Origin of the sequence: Burkholderia sp. MSMB2157WGS, from assembly GCF_001532755.1 — a bacterium.
GTDB lineage: Bacteria > Pseudomonadota > Gammaproteobacteria > Burkholderiales > Burkholderiaceae > Burkholderia.
In genome coordinates this window covers 47,276-67,865 of sequence record NZ_LPJG01000014.1, presented here as the reverse complement: position 1 = coordinate 67,865, position 20,590 = coordinate 47,276, and the positions used below count along the sequence as shown (strand labels likewise).

The window sequence follows — 20,590 nt, the reverse complement described above, 5'->3', positions numbered from 1 at the left end:
GTTGTTATTCGAACAGGGAGGCGAGCGCGCGGCGGCGCCAGAACTTGCGCAGATCGCCGCGGGTCGCATGCAGCGTCACGGAGCTCGTGTCGCCGCACAGCGTGAAATCGACGGCCGCCAACTCGCCGTTCTGCAGCGCGGCGAGCGCCGGCGCGAACCAGTCGCGCTCGAGCGCGGCGAGCCCGTCGTGCCAGCGCGCCCAGTCCTGCTCGATGAACGGGGTGGTCAGCGCCGGCAGCTCGACGAGCGTCGCGCCATCGGCGGCCGGCAGCGCGCCGAACGTCGCGGGCGGGCGGCCGGCTTCGGATTGCGCGGCGCGTGCGAGGCCGAGTGCGGCGGGCGACGCGGACAGCACGCGCGCGAACGGCTTGCCGACCGGCTTCAGCGTGCCCTGTGCATGGAACCAGATCGAATTGACGGCTGGCAGCCCGCGGGCCTCGCGGGCTTCGTTCACCGGATGCTGGAACCACGCCATCTGTACTTCGTTCTGCAGTTTCATCCACATCCGCGAGCGCTCGCCCGTATGTGCCTCGTGGGGCAGCCAGATCTCGATGTTGCGGCCGCTGGCGCGCAGCGGCGCGGCGCCGGCGAGGCGCGCAAGCTGGTCGCTCGACAGATACCAGCGCGCCGGGTTCGGCGCTTCGAGCCGCACGCCCATCTCCTCGATCAGCGGCCGCGCGACCGCGAGCAGCGCGGCTGCGTCGCCGTCGTCGAGCGCGAGGGCGGCCGGATCGACGAGCACCAGGTGATCGTGCGCGATTTCGACGTGCACGGGCTCGACGCACGCCCATGCATGCGCGCCGGGATCGCCGCCGTCGGCCAGCAGCATGTAGGGCGCGAGCGGCGCCTCGTCCGCGGCGTTGCCTTGCGTGGCGCCGAACCGGCTTGCCAGCCAGCGTTCGTGCGGCAGCGTGCGCTGGAAGTCCTCGCCGGCCACGCGCTCGACGAGGCTCGCGCGGGCGAGCAACTTTTGGAGCGCGGGGCTGTCCAGCGTGTGCAGGGACGAGGCCGCATCGGCCGCCGACGGCAGCGCGAACGGAACGAGAAAATGGAGGCGTCGGTCGTGCATGATGGTGCGCATTGTATGGCAAACTGCGCGCGTGATCGGGCCGGCCGACGGCCCGTTCGCGTCCGGCGACCGTTTTTTCGCTCGCGCCCGGGCGGCTGCCGCCGGATGGCGGTCCGGCCGCGGGCCGCCATCCCCGCCGTAACCAGCAGAAAGGATTCGCTTGAAACTTCCGTACGAATGGCAAATCGGCTGGCGCTACACGCGCGCCGGCAAACGCACGACCGGCAACGGCTTCATTTCCTTCATCGCGCTCGTCTCGATGCTCGGGATCGCGCTCGGCGTCGCGGCGCTGATCGTCGTGCTGTCGGTGATGAACGGCTTCCAGAAGGAAGTGCGCGACCGCATGCTGTCGGTGCTCGCGCACGTCGAGGTGTTCTCGCCGACGGGTTCGATGCCCGACTGGCAACTGACCGCGCAGGAAGCGCGCCGCAATCCGTCGGTGATCGGCGCGGCGCCGTACGTCGACGCGCAGGCGCTGCTCACGCGCCAGGACTCGGTGAGCGGCGTGATGCTGCGCGGGATCGAGCCGTCGCTCGAACCGCAGGTGTCGGACATCGGCAAGGACATGAAGGCAGGCAAGCTCGATGCGCTCGTGCCGGGCCAGTTCGGCATCGTGCTCGGCGACGCGCTCGCCGGCAACCTCGGCGTGACGGTCGGCGACAAGGTCACGCTCGTCGCGCCCGAAGGGTCGATCACGCCGGCCGGCATGATGCCGCGCCTGAAGCAGTTCACGGTCGTCGGCGTGTTCGAATCGGGCCACTACGAATACGACAGCACGCTCGCGATGATCAACATCCGCGACGCCGAGGCGTTGTTCCGGATGAGCGCGCCGACCGGCGTGCGGCTGCGGCTCACCGACATGCAGAAGGCGCCGCAGGTCGCGGTCGAGCTGTCGCATACGCTGTCGGGCAGCCTGTACATTCGCGACTGGACCCAGCAGAACAAGACCTGGTTCTCGGCCGTGCAGATCGAGAAGCGGATGATGTTCATCATCCTCACGCTGATCATCGCGGTGGCCGCGTTCAACCTCGTGTCGTCGCTCGTGATGACGGTGACCAACAAGCAGGCCGACATCGCGATCCTGCGCACGCTCGGCGCGCAGCCGGGGTCGATCATGAAGATCTTCGTCGTGCAGGGCGTGACGATCGGCTTCGTCGGCACCGCGTCCGGCGTCGCGCTCGGCTGCCTGATCGCATGGAGCATCCCGTGGCTGATCCCGATGATCGAGCACCTGTTCGGCGTGCAGTTCCTGCCGCCGTCCGTGTACTTCATCAGCGAACTGCCGTCCGAACTCGTCGCGAGCGACGTGATCCGGATCGGGTTGATCGCGTTCGCGCTGTCGGCCGTCGCCACGCTCTATCCGAGCTGGCGCGGCGCGAAGGTGAAGCCCGCGGAGGCGCTCCGCTATGAATGACCGCGCGACCGCATTCGCGGATTCACGACAACACAACAGACAGGATTCGGCAGGTATGCAGGAATACGTGCTTCAGGCGCGCGGGATCACGAAGGCGTTCGTGCAGGGCGGCTTCAACGTGCAGGTGCTCAACAACACCGAGCTGACGGTGCGGCGCGGCGAGAAGCTCGCGGTCGTCGGCGCGTCGGGCTCCGGCAAGAGCACGCTGCTGCACGTGCTGGGCGGGCTCGACGAGCCGAGCGCCGGCGAAGTGTCGCTGCTCGGCAAGCCGTTTACGCAACTCGCCGAGCGCGAGCGCAACGAGCTGCGCAACCGCGCGCTCGGCTTCGTCTACCAGTTCCATCATCTGCTGCCCGAGTTCACGGCGCTCGACAACGTCGCGATGCCGCTGCGCATCCGCCGGATGACGACCGAGGACGCGCGCGCGCAGGCACAGGCGATGCTCGAACGCGTCGGTCTCGGCCCGCGTGCGAAGCACCGGCCGGGCGAGCTGTCGGGCGGCGAGCGGCAGCGTGTCGCGATTGCGCGCGCACTGGTCACGAAGCCGGCGTGCGTGCTCGCCGACGAGCCGACCGGCAACCTCGACGGCACGACGGCCGACACGGTGTTCAACCTGATGCTAGAGCTGTCCGAGACGCTCGAAACGAGTTTCGTGATCGTCACGCACGATCCCGATCTCGCCGCGCGCTGCGACCGCATCATGCGGCTGCGCGACGGGGTGCTGCACGAGGAGCCGGCGCTGCCGGCGTAAGAAGCCACGCGCGTGCGGCCGGTCGCCGGCTCGTCCGGCACGGCGCAACGGCGCAGGACCGCTGCCATGTGGATCGACACGCACTGCCATCTCGATGCCGCCGAGTTCGACGCCGACCGCGACGCGGTCGCGCAGGCTGCGTGCGCGGCCGGCGTGTCGCGCATCGTGATCCCGAGCATCGGGCGCGACAACTTCACGACGGTGCGCGAACTCGCGCACCGCACGCCGGGCGCGGTGTACGCGCTCGGCATCCATCCGATGTATACGCCGCAAGCGCGCGATGCGGATCTCGACCGGCTGCGCATGGAGATCGAGGCGAGTCTCGACGATCCGCGTTTCGTCGCGATCGGCGAGATCGGGCTCGACTATTTCGTGCCGGGCCTCGACGAAGACCGGCAGCAGTTCTTCTACCAGGGCCAGCTCAGGCTGGCGCGGGAATTCGATCTGCCGGTGCTCTGCCACGTGCGCAAGTCGCAGGACCGCGTGCTGGCCGGGCTGCGCCGTTTCGGCGTACGGCGCGGCATCGCGCATGCGTTCAACGGCAGTTTCCAGCAGGCCGACGCGTATCTTGCGCAGGGGCTGCATCTCGGCTTCGGCGGCAACGTGACCTTCACGCGCGCGCGGCAGATCCGCCGGCTCGCCGCCGAATTGCCGCTCGACGCGCTCGTCGTCGAGACCGACGCGCCCGACATCGCGCCCGAATGGGCATACAAATCCCGCAATACGCCCGACCAGGTGCCGCGCATCGGCGGCGTGCTCGCCGAACTGCGCGGGCTCGATGCCGGCGAATTGTCCCTATGCACTTCGGCTAACGCGCTCGCCGCGCTGCCGCGACTCGCGCTTTCGTCCGCATAATCGTTGCCGGAAGGCGCCGCATGGGCAGGGGCGGCGCCGGGTCGACGAGGAGGCGGAATGCGCGTGTGGTGGATCGCGTTCGCGCTCGGCGTCGTCGTGCTGCAGCGGCAGGCGGCGTTGCCGGGGGCGATCGCATGGACGATCGGAGCGGCCGTGCTCGCGGCCTGCGCGGCGCTGGGCGCGTGGTGCGCGCGTCGTCGGCGCACGCGTGCGGTCGTCGTAGGCGGATGGATGTTGTGCGCGGTCGCGGCCTGCGTCGCGGGATTCGGCTATGCGGCCGCGCGGGCCGAATGGCGGCTGCGCGACAGTCTGCCCGTCGAGTGGGAAGGGCGCGACATCGTCGTCACGGGCGTGATCCGCGGGCTGCCCATCGTCGACGAGACAGGTGCGCGGCTGCTGTTCGCGGTCGAATCGAACGATGCGGGGCTCACCCGTTTTCCGCCGTTGATCCGGTTGTCGTGGCGCGCGTATGGCGCATCCGCGACACGCGATGCGCTTCCCGATTTGCGTGCGGCCCAGCGCTGGCGTTTCGTCGTGCGTCTCAAGCGTCCGCATGCCGAGGCCAATCCCGGCGTGCGCGACGGCGAGGCGGCGTGGCTCGCCGCGGGCATTCGCGCGATCGGCTATGTCAGTGCGCCGCGTCGGGCGGTATTGCTCGATGCGCGCGCATCGGGCTGGCGTGCATCGATCGATCGGGTGCGCGACATGCTGCGGGCACGCATCGGCGAGGGGCTCGGTACCGATGCGGCGCATCGCGGCATCGTCGCCGCGCTGGCGATCGGCGACCAGTCGGGCATCGGCGACGACGATTGGCGCGTGCTGCGCAACACGGGCACGAGCCATCTGGTCGCGATTTCCGGTCTCCATGTCGGGCTGGTCGGCGCGATCGCCGGCTGGCTCGTCTCGATGGTCTGGCGCCGCGTGCGCTGGCACGGACGGGCCGCGACGCTCGTGCTGCCGGCGCCGTACGCGGCCGCGCTCGCCGCGCTGGCTGCGGCGGCCGGCTACGCCGCGCTCGCCGGCTTCAACGTGCCGGCACAGCGCGCGTGGTGGATGATCGCGGGCGGCGGCATCGCGTATCTGGCCGGCCGCAGCGTGCCGACGTCGGCGGTGCTGTGCGTGGCGCTCGGCGGCGTGCTGCTCGCCGACCCGTGGGCCGTGCTGTCGGCCGGGTTCTGGCTGTCGTTCGGTGCGGTCGCGGTAATCCTGCTGGCCGTCGCCGGCTGGCGCGCGGTGCGCGAGGCCGACGAGCTCGACGAAGCGGGCGCGGAGAGCGGCGCGACCGGCTCGCGGAGCCGGTTGCATGCGTGGGCGACACGCTGCCGGCGCCGCGTCGCCGAGGCGACGCGCGTGCAGTACGCGGTGACGATCGGGCTCGCGCCGCTCACCGCCGCATGGTTCGCGCAGATTTCCCTGTCGGGGCCGTTCGGCAATGCGTTCGCGATTCCGTGGGTCAGCTCGGTCGTGACGCCGGTCGTGCTGGCCGGCATCGCGTTGCCGCCGCCGCTCGACGCGGCTGCCTTTCGGCTTGCGCATGCGGCGCTCGCGCCGATGATGACGCTGCTCGGGCACCTGGCCGATTGGCCGGCCGGCGTGTTCTGGCTGCGCATGCCCGACTGGCCGGTGCTGGTGCTGGCATGCGTGGGTGTCGCGTGGGCGCTGATGCCGCGCGGCTGGCCGCTGCGCTGGGCGGCGCCGCTGACGTGGCTGCCGCTCGTCGCGCCAGCGCCGGATGCGCCGCCGGCGGGCGGCTTCCGGCTGACCGTGCTCGACGTCGGGCAGGGCGCGGCGGTACTGGTCGAAACGGCGCGGCGGGCCTTGCTGTTCGATGCGGGGCCGGGTGCGGAGTCGTCCCACGCCGGTACGCGGATCGTCGCGCCGGCGTTGCGGGCGCGCGGCATCGCGACGATCGATTCGCTCGTGCTCAGTCATGCGGATGCCGATCATGCGGGCGGCGCAGCGGCCGTTTATGCGGCCGCCGACGTGCGCCAGTTGCTGGCCGGCATTGCGCCGCGGCACCGGCTGTGGCGCGATGCACAGGCGGCGGGCGTGGCCGATCGGCTGCCGTGCGCGGCCGGGCAGCGGTGGACCTGGGACGGCGTCGTCTTCACGATGCTGTGGCCGCCGGGCGGGGTGGGCACGGGTTCGTCGAACGGCCAATCGTGTGTGCTGCGCATCGATGCGGGCGGCACGTCGGCACTGCTGACGGGCGACATCGAGGCCGCCGCCGAGCGCCGGCTGGTGGCCGATGCGCGCGACGCGCTGGCCGCGCAGATCCTGGTCGTGCCGCACCACGGCAGCCGCACGTCGTCGGTCGAGCCTTTCCTCGATTCGGTCGGGCCGCGCGTCGCGGTATTTCCTGTAGGCTATCGCAATCGTTTCGGGCATCCGCACCGGACCGTGCTCGCCCGCTACGAGGCGCGTGGGATTCCGCTGCCGCGCACCGATCGCGACGGCGCCGTGCGGTTCGACGTCGCGCCGGCGGGCGCCGGGTTTACCTTCGCGCGCTATCGCGACGAACGGCGCCGGTACTGGATGGACCGGTAAGCGCGGAGAAGGCCGGCTTGTCCGGACGGAAGGCGCGGGGCCAGCGTAGCGTGCCGAAGCACGGTTCCGACAGAATACGAAGCACGGGATCGGCGCAAGCGCCGAAGCGCCCGCTTCCGTCGATCGCGAAGCATGGGACGGGAGCGCGTGCCGAAGCACCCGCTCCCGTCGACAAAGGAGACATCGGCATTTGAAGGACATCCTCCACTTCTCGCATGCGAACGGCTTCCCGGCGTCGACATACCGGACGATCTTCGCCGAACTGGCCGACGACTACGAGCTGCGCTACATCGAACGGATCGGTCACGACCGCCGCTACCCCGTGACGCGCGACTGGCCGCATCTCGTCGAGCAACTGCTCGACGACATCGGCAGCCGCTACGAGCGCCCGGTCTGGCTCGTCGGCCATTCGCTCGGCGGCTACCTGTCGTTGATGGCCGCGCTGAAGAAGCCGCAGTGGGTGCGCGGCGTCGTGATGATCGATTCGCCGATCATCGCGGGCTGGCGTGCCGGCGCGCTGCGCGCGAGCCAGTGGGCGGGGCTCGACGAGCGGCTGTCGCCGGCCGCGGCCACGCGCAACCGGCGCACACGCTGGACGAGCCGCGACGAAGTCTGGCGGCACTTTCGGGAGAAGCCCGCGTTCGCGCGCTGGGACGAACGGATGCTCGCCGACTATATCGACCACGGGATCCCGCAGGCCGGCGCCGACGGCGAACGCGCGCTGGCGTTCGACCGTCAGGTCGAGTACCTGATCTACAGGACGCTGCCGCACACGCTCGGCCCGCGGCTCGCGCACGGCGCGCCGGTGCCGCTCGGCTTTCTCGCCGGCACGCGCTCGCGCGAGGTCCGGCAGGTCGGGCTCGACGCGACGCGCCGCGCGACGCGCGGGCGCATCGAATGGATCGAAGGGAGCCACCTGTTCCCGATGGAGCGGCCGATCGAGACCGCCCGCGCATTGCAGCGGATGCTGAATTCGCTGAAGGCGGAAGAGGGTTGCGCTTCGCAGGCCGGCGCGCCGATCGCGAGGCGCGCCTGACGCTGGGTCCGGCGGACGGAACGACCGCCGGCGCATGCGCGCGGCGCCGGCGGGCCGGCCGGTTCGCGCCGTCGCGCACGGTTGGCGCGGGTCGGCACGAAAGGGCGCGATCATCGCGTCAATTGCTGAGAGAAGGGCGGGCTTTACGGTATAATCCGTTTTTCCCGCGAGCATCCAGCGATGACCAAATATGTTTTCGTCACCGGCGGCGTAGTTTCTTCCCTCGGCAAGGGTATTGCCGCCGCCTCTCTCGCCGCGATCCTCGAATCGCGCGGTCTGAAAGTCACCCTCCTCAAACTCGATCCCTACATCAACGTCGACCCCGGCACGATGAGCCCGTTCCAGCACGGCGAAGTGTTCGTGACGGAAGACGGAGCGGAGACCGACCTCGACCTCGGCCACTATGAGCGCTTCATCAGCACGAAGATGCGCAAGGCCAACAACTTCACGACCGGCCAGATCTACGAATCGGTGATCCGCAAGGAGCGCCGCGGCGACTATCTCGGCAAGACCGTGCAGGTGATTCCGCACATCACGAACGAAATCCAGGCGTTCATCGAGCGCGGGGCGGCATCGGCCACCTGCGGCGAGCCGGACGTCGCGATCGTCGAGATCGGTGGCACGGTCGGCGACATCGAGTCGCTGCCGTTCCTCGAGGCCGCGCGCCAGATGAGCCTGCGCCTCGGCCGCAACAGCGCGTGCTTCGTGCACCTGACGCTCGTGCCGTACGTCGCGACGGCCGGCGAGCTGAAGACGAAGCCGACCCAGCACAGCGTGCAGAAGCTGCGCGAGATCGGCATCCTGCCGCACGTGCTGCTGTGCCGTGCGGATCGCCGCATCCCCGACGACGAATCGAAGAAGATCTCGATGTTCTCGAACGTGCCCGAAGACGCGGTGATCTCGGTGTGGGACGCCGACAGCATCTACAAGATTCCGCAGATGCTGCACGACCAGGGCCTCGACCGGATCATCTGCGAAGAGCTGAAGCTGTCGCCGAAGGACGCCGACCTGAGCATGTGGTCGACGCTCGTCGAAAAGCTCGAGAACCCGCAGCACGAAGTGACGATCGGCATGGTCGGCAAGTACGTCGACCTGACCGAGTCGTACAAGTCGCTGATCGAGGCGCTGCGCCATGCGTCGATCCACACGTCGACCAGGGTCAACATCGAGTACATCGATTCGGAAGAGCTCGAGACGAACGGCGTCGACAGCCTGAAGCACCTCGACGCCGTGCTGGTGCCGGGCGGCTTCGGCCGTCGCGGCACGGAAGGCAAGATCGCGGCGGTCCGCTATGCGCGCGAGTCGAAGGTGCCGTACCTCGGCATCTGCCTCGGCATGCAGCTCGCGGTGATCGAATTCGCGCGCGACGTCGTCGGCCTGAAGCAGGCGAATAGCACGGAATTCGATCCGGACACGCCGGAGCGCGTGGTCGCGCTGATCACCGAATGGTACGACCGCGAAGGCAAGGTCGAGACGCGCACCGAGGAATCCGACCTCGGCGGCACGATGCGCCTGGGTTCGCAGCGCTGCCCGATCAAGCCGGGCACGATGGCGGAAGAAATCTACGGCAAGGACGTGAACGAGCGCCATCGCCACCGTTATGAAGTCAATAACCGCTTCGTGCCCCAGCTCGAAGCCGGCGGCCTTATCATCAGCGCCCGTACCCCGAGCGAGGATCTGCCGGAAATGATGGAGCTGCCGCGCTCGATGCACCCGTGGTTCGTCGGCGTCCAGTTCCACCCGGAATTCACGTCCACGCCGCGTGACGGTCATCCGCTGTTCAAGTCGTTCGTCGAAGCCGCGCTCGCCAACAAGCAAGCGCGCGGAGTGCAAGCATGAAGCTGTGCGATTTCGAGGTCGGTCTCGACAAGCCTTTCTTCCTGATCGCGGGTACCTGCGTCGTCGAATCGGAGCAAATGACGATCGACACGGCCGGCCGCCTGAAGGAGATCTGCGAGAAGCTGAACGTTCCGTTCATCTACAAGTCGTCCTACGACAAGGCAAACCGCAGCTCGGGCAAATCGTTTCGCGGCCTCGGAATGGACGAGGGCCTGCGGATCCTGTCCGAGGTGAAGCGCCAGCTCGGCCTGCCGGTGCTGACGGACGTGCATTCGATCGACGAGATCGAGCAGGTCGCGTCGGTCGTCGACGTGCTGCAGACGCCGGCGTTCCTGTGCCGTCAGACCGATTTCATCCATGCGTGCGCGCGCTCGGGCAAGCCCGTCAACATCAAGAAGGGCCAGTTCCTCGCGCCGCACGACATGAAGAACGTGATCGACAAGGCGCGCGACGCCGCACGTGAAGCCGGTCTGTCGGAAGACCGCTTCATGGCGTGCGAGCGCGGCGTCTCGTTCGGCTACAACAATCTCGTGTCGGACATGCGTTCGCTCGCGATCATGCGCGAGACGAACGCGCCGGTCGTGTTCGATGCGACCCACTCGGTGCAGTTGCCGGGCGGGCAGGGCACGAGCTCGGGCGGCCAGCGCGAATTCGTGCCGGTGCTCGCACGTGCGGCGGTCGCGACGGGCGTCGCGGGCCTCTTCATGGAAACGCATCCGAATCCGGCCGAGGCGAAGTCCGATGGCCCGAACGCGGTGCCGCTGAACCGGATGGGTGCGTTGCTGGAGACGCTCGTCACGCTCGACCAGGCGGTGAAGCGCAACCCGTTCCTGGAAAACGATTTCAATTAAAGATCGAATGAACCTTGCGACGGCTTTGCGCGTCTGTAGCGAAAGCGGTTCCGGCGCGCCCGCCGTCGCAGTTTGAAGAATCCATCGTCATTCTCAGAGGAAACCCATGAGTGCAATCGTAGATATCATCGGCCGCGAGATTCTGGATTCGCGCGGCAACCCCACCGTCGAATGCGACGTGCTGCTCGAATCGGGCACGATGGGCCGCGCGGCGGTGCCGTCGGGCGCGTCCACCGGCTCGCGTGAAGCGATCGAACTGCGCGACGGCGAAGCCGGCCGCTACAACGGCAAGGGCGTGCTGAAGGCGGTCGAGCACATCAACACCGAAATCTCCGAAGCCATCATGGGCCTCGACGCGTCGGAACAGGCGTTCCTCGACAAGACGCTGCTCGAGCTGGACGGCACCGACAACAAGTCGCGCCTCGGCGCGAACGCGATGCTGGCCGTGTCGATGGCCGTCGCGAAGGCCGCCGCCGAAGAAGCCGGCCTGCCGCTGTACCGCTACTTCGGCGGGTCGGGCGCGATGCAACTGCCGGTGCCGATGATGAACATCGTCAACGGCGGCGCGCACGCGAACAACAGCCTGGACATCCAGGAATTCATGATCGTCCCGGTCAGCCAGCCGACGTTCCGTGAAGCGCTGCGTTGCGGCGCGGAAGTGTTCCACGCGCTGAAGAAGATCCTGAGCGACCGCGGCATGAGCACGGCGGTTGGCGACGAAGGCGGTTTCGCACCGAACTTCGGCAGCAACGACGAGTGCCTGTCGACGATCCTGCAGGCGATCGAGAAGGCCGGCTACCGTGCGGGCGAAGACGTGCTGCTCGCGCTCGACTGCGCGGCATCCGAGTTCTACCACGACGGCAAGTACCAGCTCGCGGGCGAAGGCCTGCAACTGTCGTCGGCCGAATTCACCGACTACCTCGCGACGCTCGCCGACAAGTTCCCGATCGTGTCGATCGAGGACGGCATGCACGAAAGCGACTGGGACGGCTGGAAGCTGCTGACCGACCGCCTCGGCAAGAAGGTGCAACTCGTCGGCGACGACCTGTTCGTCACGAACACGCGCATCCTGAAGGAAGGCATCGAGAAGGGCATCGCGAACTCGATCCTCATCAAGATCAACCAGATCGGTACGCTGACCGAAACGTTCGCGGCGATCGAAATGGCGAAGCGCGCGGGCTACACGGCCGTGATCTCGCACCGCTCGGGCGAAACGGAAGATTCGACGATCGCGGACATCGCGGTCGGCCTGAACGCTGGTCAGATCAAGACGGGTTCGCTGTCGCGCAGCGACCGCATCTCGAAGTACAACCAGTTGCTGCGCATCGAGGAAGATCTCGGCGACATCGCGAGCTACCCGGGCAAATCGGCTTTCTATAACCTGCGCTAACGCGCTACTATCGGGTTCGTCATCTCGACGCCGCTCTGTGCCTGTGCGCGGAGCGGCGCTTCTTATATCTGCGTCTCTTACATGCGGCTTGTCACTGTCGTCCTGATTGCCTTGCTGGCGCTCATTCAGTACCCCCTATGGTGGGGACACGGCGGCTGGCTGCGGGTGCACGAATTGCGTCAGCAGCTCGACGACCAGCTCCAGAAGAACGCGGACGAGAAGCTGCGCAACGAGCGCACCGCCGGCGAAGTGCAGGATCTGCAGAGCGGCACCGCGGCGATCGAGGAGCGTGCGCGCTACGAGATGGGCATGGTGAAGGACGGCGAAGTATTCGTGCAGTTCGTGTCGCCGAATGCGCCTGCGGGGCCGCCGAACAACACGCCGTCGAATACGTCGACGCGCGGCGCCGTCTCCGCGGCGCCCGTGCGGGTCGTGCCGAATCCGCAGTCGATCGCGAAGCCGTCGCGCCATCATGGCGGCGACAAGGGCAAGGCGGCGCATCACTGAGCGCGATACGTCGAATGCATTGAAAGAGCGCGGGAAATGCCGCGCTTTTTTATTTCCTGCCAGTTTTCAATCGGTCGGGGCGATGCGTGCTCACCACCACCAGCCCGGATAGCCGTAACCGATGCCCGTGCCCCAGCGATTGCCCCAACCGCCGTAGTATCCGCCGTAGACCGTCACGGGCGGCGGCGAGTAATAGGCCCACGCGCGTGCGGCCGCTTCGGCCGCCATCGCGCTGTTCTGCTCGCGCAGGACCTGCTGGTCGATCTCGTCATAACGCTTGCGTTCGGCGCTCGACAGCACCGGCGGCTGGCCACCCGACGCGCTCGGTTCGGGCAGGCGGCTCAGGATCGTGGAACTCGGCGGCGGCATCGCGCAGCCGGCAAGCGCGAGCGTGCCGGCGGTCGTGCTCGCCACGACGATGCTGCGGATGGTGCCAAAGGGGCGGGGGCGATTCATGTGTTTCTCCTGCGGCGCGCCGACCGTGGAAAGCGGCTGGCACCGAAGGCCGGCCCTCCGGCGCCGGAGCCGTGCATGCGGCGCTCGTGCGTCATTATGCGCCCGTGCCGCGCCGGTGACGGGCACGGGCGCGCGGCTCAGTGACGCTGGTCGGTCGCGGGTGCGATGCCGGTTTCGATGCCGGGCGCCGCGAACAGCTGCGCGACGTCGACCGGATCGAACTCGTAGCGCTGGTTGCAGAACTCGCAGTGGATCTCGACGTGGCCGCGCTCGACGATCACGCTGTCGACTTCTTCGCGACCGAGCATGCGCAGCATCGCACCGACCTTCTCGCGCGAGCACGAGCACTGGAAGCGCGTGCCGGCCGGTTCGAAGTGCTGCACGTTTTCCTGCCAGAACAGCCGGCGGAACACCACTTCCGGTTCGACCTCGAGCAGTTCCTTCGCGGACAGCGTGCCGCCGAGCGTGCACACGCGCTCCCACGTGTCGATATCGGTTTCGGCGTTGCGCGGCACGATGCCGCCGTCGCCCGGCAGCTTCTGCAGCAGCATGCCGACCGCGCGGTCGCGATCGGCGGCGAGCCACAGCCGCGTGTCGAGCTGCTCCGAGTGATGCATGTAGTGCTCGAGTACTTGCGACACCGATTCGAGCGGGCCGTCGACGCCGTTCAGCGGCACGATGCCCTGGTACGGCTGCTGGCCGGGCAGTTTGTCGGCCGGATCGAGCGTGATCACGCAGCGGCCGTGGCCGCTCGCGTTGACGAGCGCCGCGAAACGCGTGTCGTCGCCGATCGTCTGCGCGGCGTCGCCCGAGAACTTCGCGGTGGCCCGCATCGACAGATCGGACCCGCACTGGACGACCAGCATCTGGACCGGCCCGTCGCCGAAGATCTGCATGATCAGGGTGCCGTGAAATTTCAGGTTCGCGGACAGCAGCGCGCACGCGGCCATCATCTCGCCGAGCACCGTGCGCACGGGGGCAGGGTAGTCGCGGCGGGTGAGTACTTCCTGCCACGTGTTGCGCAGCGAAACGATCTCGCCGCGCACGGGCGCCGCATTGAACATGAATTTCTGTAACTGGTCGCTCACTCTTCTTCCTTGAAATCCGTGCGAATCACCCGATCCGCACGAGTTGCTCCTTGAAATGCGCGCGTCGCTCGACATACGTCTTCGCGTTCGCGCGCAGCCGCGCGACGTCTTCGGCCGACAGCTCGCGCACGACTTTCGCCGGTGCGCCGAGAATCAGCGAGTTGTCCGGGAACGTCTTGCCTTCCGTCACGACCGCGCCGGCACCGACCAGACAGTTGCGGCCGATGACCGCTCCATTCAAGACCACCGCCTGAATCCCGATCAGCGAACCTTCGCCGATCGTGCAGCCGTGCAGCATGGCCTGGTGCCCGATCGTCACGTTCTCGGCAATCGTCAGCGGAAAGCCCGGGTCGGTATGCAGGACCGCGCCTTCCTGGACGTTGCTGCCGGCGCCGACCGTAATCGGCTCGTTGTCGCCGCGAATCGTCGCGCCGAACCACACGCTCGCGTTTTCCTCGAGCACGACTTTACCGATGATGGCCGCCGTATCGGCGACGAATACGCTTTCGTGGATCGTCGGGGCCGTCTCGCCCAGCTTGTAGATCGTCACGGAGTCTCCTTGTCTCTTCGATGATGGGCGCCGGTAGAATGGCGCGTCCGGTTTGCCCGGCGCGTGGCGCCGCTGAACAAACGCATATTGTAAACCGTCGCGTGCCTGTGCTCCCGCGACGCGTACGCAAGGTGTCCCTGTTTATGAGCATCGTGTCTTCTTCTTTCGGCCAGGTGCCGGCCTGCGTGCGCAGCGTGGCGCTCGATGCGCTGTGTGTCGCCGAGCCGGCGGCCAAGGCCGCGCAGGTGCGCGCGCTGCACGATGCGCTGCGGGCCGGGCAGGCCGCGATCGCCCCGTCGCTTCGACTGCGCGAACCGGCCGGTCTGCCCGGCCGCCCGGCGCGGCCGCCGCTCGTCGAGCCGCGCCAGCTCGAGCGGCGCAGCATGCGGTCGCCGGAAGGGCGCGCCGTGCTGCTGCACGCGCTCGCCCATATCGAGTTCAATGCGATCAACCTGGCGCTCGACGCGGTCTGGCGCTTCGCGGGCCTGCCGGACGCGTTCTATGCGGACTGGCTGAAGGTCGCGACCGAGGAGGCCTACCACTTCACGCTGCTGTCCGACCGGCTCGCGGCATTCGGGCACGCATACGGCGATTTTCCCGCGCACAACGGGCTGTGGGAGATGTGCGAGCGGACCAAGGACGACGTGCTGGCGCGCATGGCGCTCGTGCCGCGCACGCTCGAGGCCCGCGGGCTCGATGCGTCGCCGCCGATCCGCGCACGGCTCGTGCAGGCGGGCGACGATGCGTCGGCCGCGATCCTGGACGTGATCCTGCGCGACGAAATCGGCCACGTCGCGATCGGCAACCGCTGGTTCCGCCATTTGTGCGACGCAGCCGGCCGCGATCCCGTACCGACTTATCGGCAGCTCGCCGAGCAATACCACGCGCCGCGGCTGCGCGGCCCGTTCAATTTCGATGCGCGACGCGACGCGGGCTTCGAGCAAGCCGAACTCGACGAACTGGCCGAGCAGGACGCGGCGGACGGACGTCCCGCGCCTTAGCCGGACCACGCGTTCGGGTGCGTCCTTGGTGGCTGCCGGCCGGCTCGCACGGCCGATCGACGGCATGCTGCCGGCGGGCCCCGGGACGACCTTGCCACTAGAGCGGTACTTCGATTGCCGGCCGCCGGAACCGGACTGTCGCCGCTATAATCGAACGACCATTCTTTTTTTGGCGGCTGCGATGAGTGCCTCGAGTTCTGTTTCCGATTTCGTCACGGTGCGCGGCGTCCAGCTGCATGTGCGGCGCTGGGGCCGGCCCGATGCGCCGACGCTGTTCATGCTGCACGGCTGGATGGACGTTGCGGCGTCGTTCCAGTTCGTCGTCGACGCGCTCGCGGGCGACTGGCAGGTGATCGCGCCCGACGCGCGCGGCTTCGGGCTGTCCGACTGGCCGGTCGCGCGGCAGGGCGGCGGCCATTACTGGTTCCACGAGTACCTGGGCGATCTCGATGCGCTCGTCGACCGCTATGCGCCGACCGGCGAGGTCAATCTGGTCGGACACAGCATGGGCGCGAACGTCGTGTGTCTGTATGCCGGCGCGCGGCCGGAACGGGTGCGGCGCGTGGTCGACCTCGAGGGGTTCGGGCTTGCGCCGGCCCGCGCCGAACAGGCGCCGCGCCGGCTGCGCGGCTGGCTCGACGAGCTGCGCGAGCCGCCCGCGCTGCGGCCGTACGCGTCCCTCGACGACGTGGCGGCGCGCCTGATCAAGACCAATCCGCGGCTCGACCCGCGCCGCGCCGCGTTTCTCGCCGCGCACTGGTCGAAACGCGGCGACGACGGCCTTTACCACCTGCTGGCCGACCCGGCGCACAAGATGCCGGGCCCGCTGTTGTACCGGCTCGACGAAGTGATGGCCATCTGGAAGCAGGTGCGCGCGAAGGTGCTGCACGTCGAGGCCGTCAATTCGCCGACGCTCGCGCACCTCGCCGGCGACATCCCGCTGCCCGAATTCAAGGCGCGCTTCGACGCGTTCCCCGACTGGCGCGAGAAGCTCGTCGAGGATGCCGGCCACATGGTGCATCACGACCAGCCCGAGCAGATCGCGTCGCTGATCGAGGCGTTCTGCGCGTAGGCGCGTGGCGGCGCCGGCACGGCAGGCGGGCGGCGCAATTGCCGCGTTGCAGTAGAATGAGGCCTTACCTGCCATGCCGACGATGAACGCCGATCTCCACTGCCATTCCAATGTTTCCGACGGGTTGCTGTCGCCTGCCGACGTCGCGCGCCGCGCGCATGCGGGCGGCGTGACCCTGTGGGCGCTGACCGACCACGACGAGATCGGCGGCCAGGCGGCGGCACGCAGCGAGGCGGAAGCGCTCGGCATGCGCTATCTGAGCGGCGTGGAGATTTCGGTCACGTGGGCATCGCGCACCGTGCACATCGTCGGTCTGCACATCGATCCCGCCCATCCGGCGCTGGTCGACGGCCTGTACCGCACCCGCCACGGCCGCGCGGCGCGCGCGCTGGCGATCGCGGAGCAGCTCGCGACGCTCGGCATACCCGGCGCGTACGAAGGCGCGCTGAAATACGTATCGAATCCCGATCTGATCTCGCGCACGCACTTCGCGCGCTTTCTCGTCGAGAACGGCCACGCCGAATCGACGACCGACGTGTTCGACCGCCTGCTCGGCGACGGCAAGCCCGGCTTCGTCCCGCATCGCTGGGCGTCCTTGTCCGACGCGGTCGGCTGGATCCGTGCGGCGGGCGGCGAAGCGGTGGTCGCGCATCCGGGCCGCTATCGCTATACGCCGGTCGAATTCGACGCGTTTTTCGGCGAGTTCATCGATCTCGGCGGTCGCGCGATCGAGGTCGTCACGGGCAGTCACACGCCCGACCAGTACCGCGAATACGCGGACGTCGCGCGCCGCTTCGGTTTCGAGGTGTCGCGCGGCTCGGACTTCCACGCGCCGGGCGAGGGCCGCATCGAGCTCGGCGGCCTGCCGCCGTTGCCGCCCGACCTGACGCCGGTCTGGGAGCGCTGGCTCTGACGCCGGGCGGCTTCGGCCGCCCGCGTTGCCGCCGATGCGCATCCGACTTCTCCCTCTTTACGTGTCCCCATGTCCCAGTTCTTCAGGATTCATCCGGATAATCCGCAGCCGCGCCTGATCAAGCAGGCGGTGGAGATCGTCAGCAAGGGCGGCGTGATCGCGATGCCGACCGATTCGAGCTATGCGCTCGCGTGCCATCTCGACGACAAGGATGCGGTCGAGCGCGTGCGCCGGATTCGCGGCCTCGACGAGAAGCAGCATCTGTCGCTGCTCGTGCGCGACCTGTCGGAGCTCGCCAACTTCGCGATGGTCGACAATCGCCAGTATCGGCAGATCAAGTCGGTGACGCCGGGCCCGTACGTGTTCATTCTGCAGGCGACGAAGGAGGTGCCGCGCCGGCTGTCGCACCCGTCGCGCAAGACGATCGGGTTGCGCGTGCCCGATCACGCGATCACGCTCGCGCTGCTGGAGTCGCTTGGCCAGCCGCTGCTCGGCACGACGCTGATCCTGCCGCCGGACGACGAACCGCTGAACGATCCCGAAGAAATCCGCACGCGGCTCGAGAAGCAGGTCGACCTCGTGATCGACGGCGGTGCGTGTCCGCGCGAACCGTCGACGGTGATCGACCTGACCGGCGATGCGCCCGAACTCGTCCGCGCGGGGCGCGGCGCGCTCGAACCGTTCGGGCTTTCGGCCGCATGATGTGTCGTGCCATTTTTGCGCGAGTGCGCTTGTTACAATAACGCGATATGGATGCTTCCCTGATACAGACCATCGCCGTCTACGCGCTGCCCGTGATCTTCGCGATCACGCTGCACGAGGCCGCGCATGGTTACGCCGCGCGCCTGCTCGGCGACAACACCGCCTACGCGATGGGACGCGTGTCGTTCAATCCGATGCGCCACATCGACCCGCTCGGCACGATCGCGATTCCGCTCGCGATGTACTTCCTGACCGGCGGCGCGTTCCTGTTCGGCTATGCGAAGCCGGTGCCGGTGTCGTTCGGCAACCTGCGCAATCCGCGCTGGGGCAGCCTGTGGGTCGCGCTCGCGGGGCCGGCCTGCAACTTCGTGCAGGCGCTGGTCTGGGGCCTGCTGACCCTCGTGCTGCCGGCCGTCGGCATCGACGAGCCGTTCTTCACGCGGATGGCGTTCGCCGGCGTCAGCGCGAACCTCGTGCTCGGCGTGCTGAACCTGTTTCCGCTGCCGCCGCTCGACGGCGGCCGCATCCTGGCGGCGCTGCTGCCGACCAGGCAATCGATCGCGCTGTCGCGCATCGAGCCGTACGGTTTCATCATCGTCCTCGTGCTCGTCACGACGGGCGTGCTGACGAATTTCTGGCTGCGTCCGCTCGTCAACGTCGGCTACGCCGTCCTGAGCGCCGTCCTGTCTCCCTTCGCCTCGCTTTTCTAACGACAATCATGTTCCCAGAACGTATTTTCTCCGGCATGCGACCCACCGGGTCGCTGCACCTCGGTCATTACCACGGCGTGCTGAAAAACTGGGTGAAGCTGCAGTCCGAGTACCCGTGCTTCTTCTGCGTCGTCGACTGGCATGCGCTGACGACGCACTACGAGACGCCCGAGGTCATCGAGAAGAACGTGTGGGACGTGCTGATCGACTGGCTCGCGTCGGGCATCGACCCGGCGCAGGCGACGCTGTTCATCCAGAGCAAGGTGCCCGAGCATGCGGAACTCGCGCTGCTGCTCGGCATGAGCACGCCGCTCGGCTGGCTCGAACGCGTGCCGACCTACAAGGAGCAGATGGAGAAGCTGAAGGACAAGGATCTGTCCACCTACGGCTTCCTCGGCTATCCGGTGCTGATGGCCGCCGACATCCTGCTGTATCGCGGCTCGCTCGTGCCGGTCGGCGAGGACCAGGTGCCGCACGTCGAGATGACGCGCGAGATCGCGCGCCGCTTCAACTACCTGTACGGCCGCGAGCCCGGTTTCGAGGAGAAGGCGCTCGAAGCCGCGAAGAAGCTCGGCGGCAAGCGCGCGAAGCTCTATCACGAGTTGCGTAACGCGTATCAGCAGGAAGGCGACGACGAGGCGCTCGAACAGGCGCGCGCGATGCTGCAGGAATCGCAAAGCCTGTCGATGAGCGACCGCGAGCGCCTGTTCGGCTATCTCGAAGGCGCACGCAAGATCATCCTGGTCGAGCCGCAGGCGCTGCTGACCGAAGCGTCGCGGATGCCGGGCCTCGACGGGCAGAAGATGTCCAAGTCGTACGGCAACACGATCGGCCTGCGTGAAGACGCCGAGACGATCACGAAGAAGGTCCGCACGATGCCGACCGATCCCGCGCGCGTGCGCCGCACCGATCCGGGCGATCCCGACAAGTGCCCGGTGTGGCAGCTTCACCAGGTCTATACGGACGAAGCGACGCACGAATGGGTGCAGAAGGGCTGCCGCTCGGCGGGTATCGGTTGCCTCGACTGCAAGCAGCCGGTCGTCGAAGGCATCCTGCGCGAACAGCAGCCGATGCTCGAGCGTGCGCAGAAGTACATGGACGATCCGTCGCTGTTGCGCGCGATCGTCGCGGACGGTTGCGACAAGGCGCGCAAGTACGCGACGGAAACGATGCGCGACGTGCGCGACGCGATGGGCCTGTCGTACAACTGATCCGGCGCATGAGCGAGTCCGTCATCGCCGCCGCGGGCGGCCACGTCGGCCAGGCCGAGCCGTCGCGCTGGGTTGCGCAATGGGCGCGGCTCGTGCCGGCCGGCGGGGCGGTGCTCGACGTCGCGGCGGGCGGCGGCCGCCATGCGCGCTGGTTCGCGTCGCGCGGGCATCCGGTCGTCGCGCTCGACCGCGATCCGGCCGCGCTGGCCGCGTTGCGCGCGATTCCCGGCGTCGCCGCCCGCGCCGCCGATCTCGAAGGCGCGCCATGGCCGCTGCCGGCCGACGAGCGGTTCGCGGCCGTGATCGTCACGAACTATCTGCATCGCCCGCTCTGGCCCCATCTGCTCGCTGCCGTGGCGCCCGGCGGCGTGCTGATCTACGAAACCTTCGCGCAAGGAAACGAAACGGTCGGAAAGCCGTCCAATCCCGCGTTCCTGCTCGCCCCGGGCGAGTTGCTGGACGCCGTGCACGGCCATCTGCGGGCGGTCGCGTACGAGAACGGTTTCGTCGCCGCGCCGCGCGAGGCGTTCGTCCAGCGTCTTTGCGCAGTGCGCGAGGGCGCGACCCCAAAGGCGGGGGCGGGAATTCCACGTTACGAACTGCCCGGCTAATCCGCTACAATCTCAAT

General features: G+C 68.2%; 20 protein-coding genes. 16 read left to right on the top strand and 4 right to left on the bottom strand.

Annotated elements, in window-relative coordinates:
- Positions 1-4 precede the first annotated feature (4 nt).
- Positions 5-1,081 (bottom strand): hypothetical protein, encoded by a 1,077-nt coding sequence (locus WT53_RS09635; protein ID WP_059833148.1) that lies wholly within the window; start codon positions 1,079-1,081, stop codon positions 5-7.
- Between the two features lie 148 nt (positions 1,082-1,229).
- Between WT53_RS09635 and WT53_RS09630 the strand changes: the two genes are divergently transcribed.
- The 9 genes from WT53_RS09630 to ftsB all read left to right on the top strand — a co-directional run bounded on the left by WT53_RS09630 (position 1,230) and on the right by ftsB (position 12,259).
- Positions 1,230-2,483: a lipoprotein-releasing ABC transporter permease subunit gene (locus tag WT53_RS09630; protein ID WP_034207744.1), complete on the top strand. Its 1,254-nt coding sequence runs from the start codon at positions 1,230-1,232 to the stop codon at positions 2,481-2,483.
- On the top strand, positions 2,476-3,234 hold the full coding sequence (gene lolD, locus WT53_RS09625; RefSeq protein WP_082727480.1) for a lipoprotein-releasing ABC transporter ATP-binding protein LolD: 759 nt from the start codon (positions 2,476-2,478) through the stop codon (positions 3,232-3,234). The genes WT53_RS09630 and lolD overlap by 8 nt, the downstream gene beginning before the upstream one ends.
- A 66-nt stretch (positions 3,235-3,300) precedes the next feature.
- Positions 3,301-4,089, top strand: a complete 789-nt coding sequence (locus WT53_RS09620; RefSeq protein ID WP_060259503.1) for a TatD family hydrolase — start codon at positions 3,301-3,303, stop codon at positions 4,087-4,089.
- A gap of 57 nt (positions 4,090-4,146) precedes the next feature.
- Entirely contained in the window at positions 4,147-6,636 is a 2,490-nt protein-coding gene (locus WT53_RS09615) for a DNA internalization-related competence protein ComEC/Rec2 (RefSeq protein WP_060259500.1), read from the top strand.
- A gap of 190 nt (positions 6,637-6,826) precedes the next feature.
- Positions 6,827-7,672, top strand: a complete 846-nt coding sequence (locus WT53_RS09610; protein ID WP_034207740.1) for an alpha/beta fold hydrolase — start codon at positions 6,827-6,829, stop codon at positions 7,670-7,672.
- Between the two features lie 180 nt (positions 7,673-7,852).
- Positions 7,853-9,511, top strand: a complete 1,659-nt coding sequence (locus WT53_RS09605; protein WP_060259498.1) for a CTP synthase — start codon at positions 7,853-7,855, stop codon at positions 9,509-9,511.
- Positions 9,508-10,362, top strand: coding sequence for a 3-deoxy-8-phosphooctulonate synthase (kdsA, locus tag WT53_RS09600; RefSeq protein ID WP_047898480.1), 855 nt, complete (start codon positions 9,508-9,510; stop codon positions 10,360-10,362). The genes WT53_RS09605 and kdsA overlap by 4 nt, the downstream gene beginning before the upstream one ends.
- Before the next feature lie 106 nt (positions 10,363-10,468).
- The gene (gene eno / locus WT53_RS09595) at positions 10,469-11,752 is read left to right on the top strand and encodes a phosphopyruvate hydratase (protein WP_006478406.1); all 1,284 of its coding nucleotides are present in this window, start codon (positions 10,469-10,471) and stop codon (positions 11,750-11,752) included.
- Between the two features lie 81 nt (positions 11,753-11,833).
- Positions 11,834-12,259: a cell division protein FtsB gene (gene ftsB, locus WT53_RS09590; protein ID WP_034207737.1), complete on the top strand. Its 426-nt coding sequence runs from the start codon at positions 11,834-11,836 to the stop codon at positions 12,257-12,259.
- Between the two features lie 90 nt (positions 12,260-12,349).
- Here ftsB and WT53_RS09585 read toward each other — a convergent pair whose 3' ends face one another.
- From WT53_RS09585 to WT53_RS09575, 3 genes are all read right to left on the bottom strand, one after another.
- The gene (locus tag WT53_RS09585) at positions 12,350-12,715 is read right to left on the bottom strand and encodes a hypothetical protein (RefSeq protein WP_060259495.1); all 366 of its coding nucleotides are present in this window, start codon (positions 12,713-12,715) and stop codon (positions 12,350-12,352) included.
- A 137-nt stretch (positions 12,716-12,852) separates the two neighbouring features.
- A complete protein-coding gene (hslO, locus tag WT53_RS09580; protein ID WP_060259493.1) occupies positions 12,853-13,803 on the bottom strand; it encodes an Hsp33 family molecular chaperone HslO in 951 nt (316 codons plus the stop codon).
- A 25-nt stretch (positions 13,804-13,828) separates the two neighbouring features.
- Positions 13,829-14,353: a gamma carbonic anhydrase family protein gene (locus WT53_RS09575; protein WP_034207734.1), complete on the bottom strand. Its 525-nt coding sequence runs from the start codon at positions 14,351-14,353 to the stop codon at positions 13,829-13,831.
- Positions 14,354-14,496: 143 nt separating this feature from the next.
- Between WT53_RS09575 and WT53_RS09570 the strand changes: the two genes are divergently transcribed.
- The 7 genes from WT53_RS09570 (at position 14,497) to WT53_RS09540 (ending at position 20,573) form a co-directional block, all read left to right on the top strand.
- Entirely contained in the window at positions 14,497-15,354 is an 858-nt protein-coding gene (locus WT53_RS09570) for a ferritin-like domain-containing protein (protein WP_060259490.1), read from the top strand.
- Between the two features lie 181 nt (positions 15,355-15,535).
- Positions 15,536-16,426, top strand: a complete 891-nt coding sequence (locus WT53_RS09565; protein ID WP_059828283.1) for an alpha/beta fold hydrolase — start codon at positions 15,536-15,538, stop codon at positions 16,424-16,426.
- A gap of 82 nt (positions 16,427-16,508) precedes the next feature.
- The gene (locus tag WT53_RS09560) at positions 16,509-17,339 is read left to right on the top strand and encodes a 3',5'-nucleoside bisphosphate phosphatase (protein WP_034207938.1); all 831 of its coding nucleotides are present in this window, start codon (positions 16,509-16,511) and stop codon (positions 17,337-17,339) included.
- A 69-nt stretch (positions 17,340-17,408) separates the two neighbouring features.
- Positions 17,409-18,041, top strand: coding sequence for an L-threonylcarbamoyladenylate synthase (locus WT53_RS09555; RefSeq protein WP_006478414.1), 633 nt, complete (start codon positions 17,409-17,411; stop codon positions 18,039-18,041).
- Positions 18,042-18,088: 47 nt separating this feature from the next.
- Complete coding sequence (locus tag WT53_RS09550) at positions 18,089-18,751, top strand: site-2 protease family protein (protein ID WP_034207732.1); 663 nt, start codon at positions 18,089-18,091, stop codon at positions 18,749-18,751.
- 8 nt (positions 18,752-18,759) lie between these two features.
- Complete coding sequence (locus WT53_RS09545; RefSeq protein ID WP_006487046.1) at positions 18,760-19,962, top strand: tryptophan--tRNA ligase; 1,203 nt, start codon at positions 18,760-18,762, stop codon at positions 19,960-19,962.
- Positions 19,963-19,970: 8 nt separating this feature from the next.
- The gene (locus WT53_RS09540; RefSeq protein ID WP_034207731.1) at positions 19,971-20,573 is read left to right on the top strand and encodes a bifunctional 2-polyprenyl-6-hydroxyphenol methylase/3-demethylubiquinol 3-O-methyltransferase UbiG; all 603 of its coding nucleotides are present in this window, start codon (positions 19,971-19,973) and stop codon (positions 20,571-20,573) included.
- Positions 20,574-20,590: the final 17 nt, after the last annotated feature.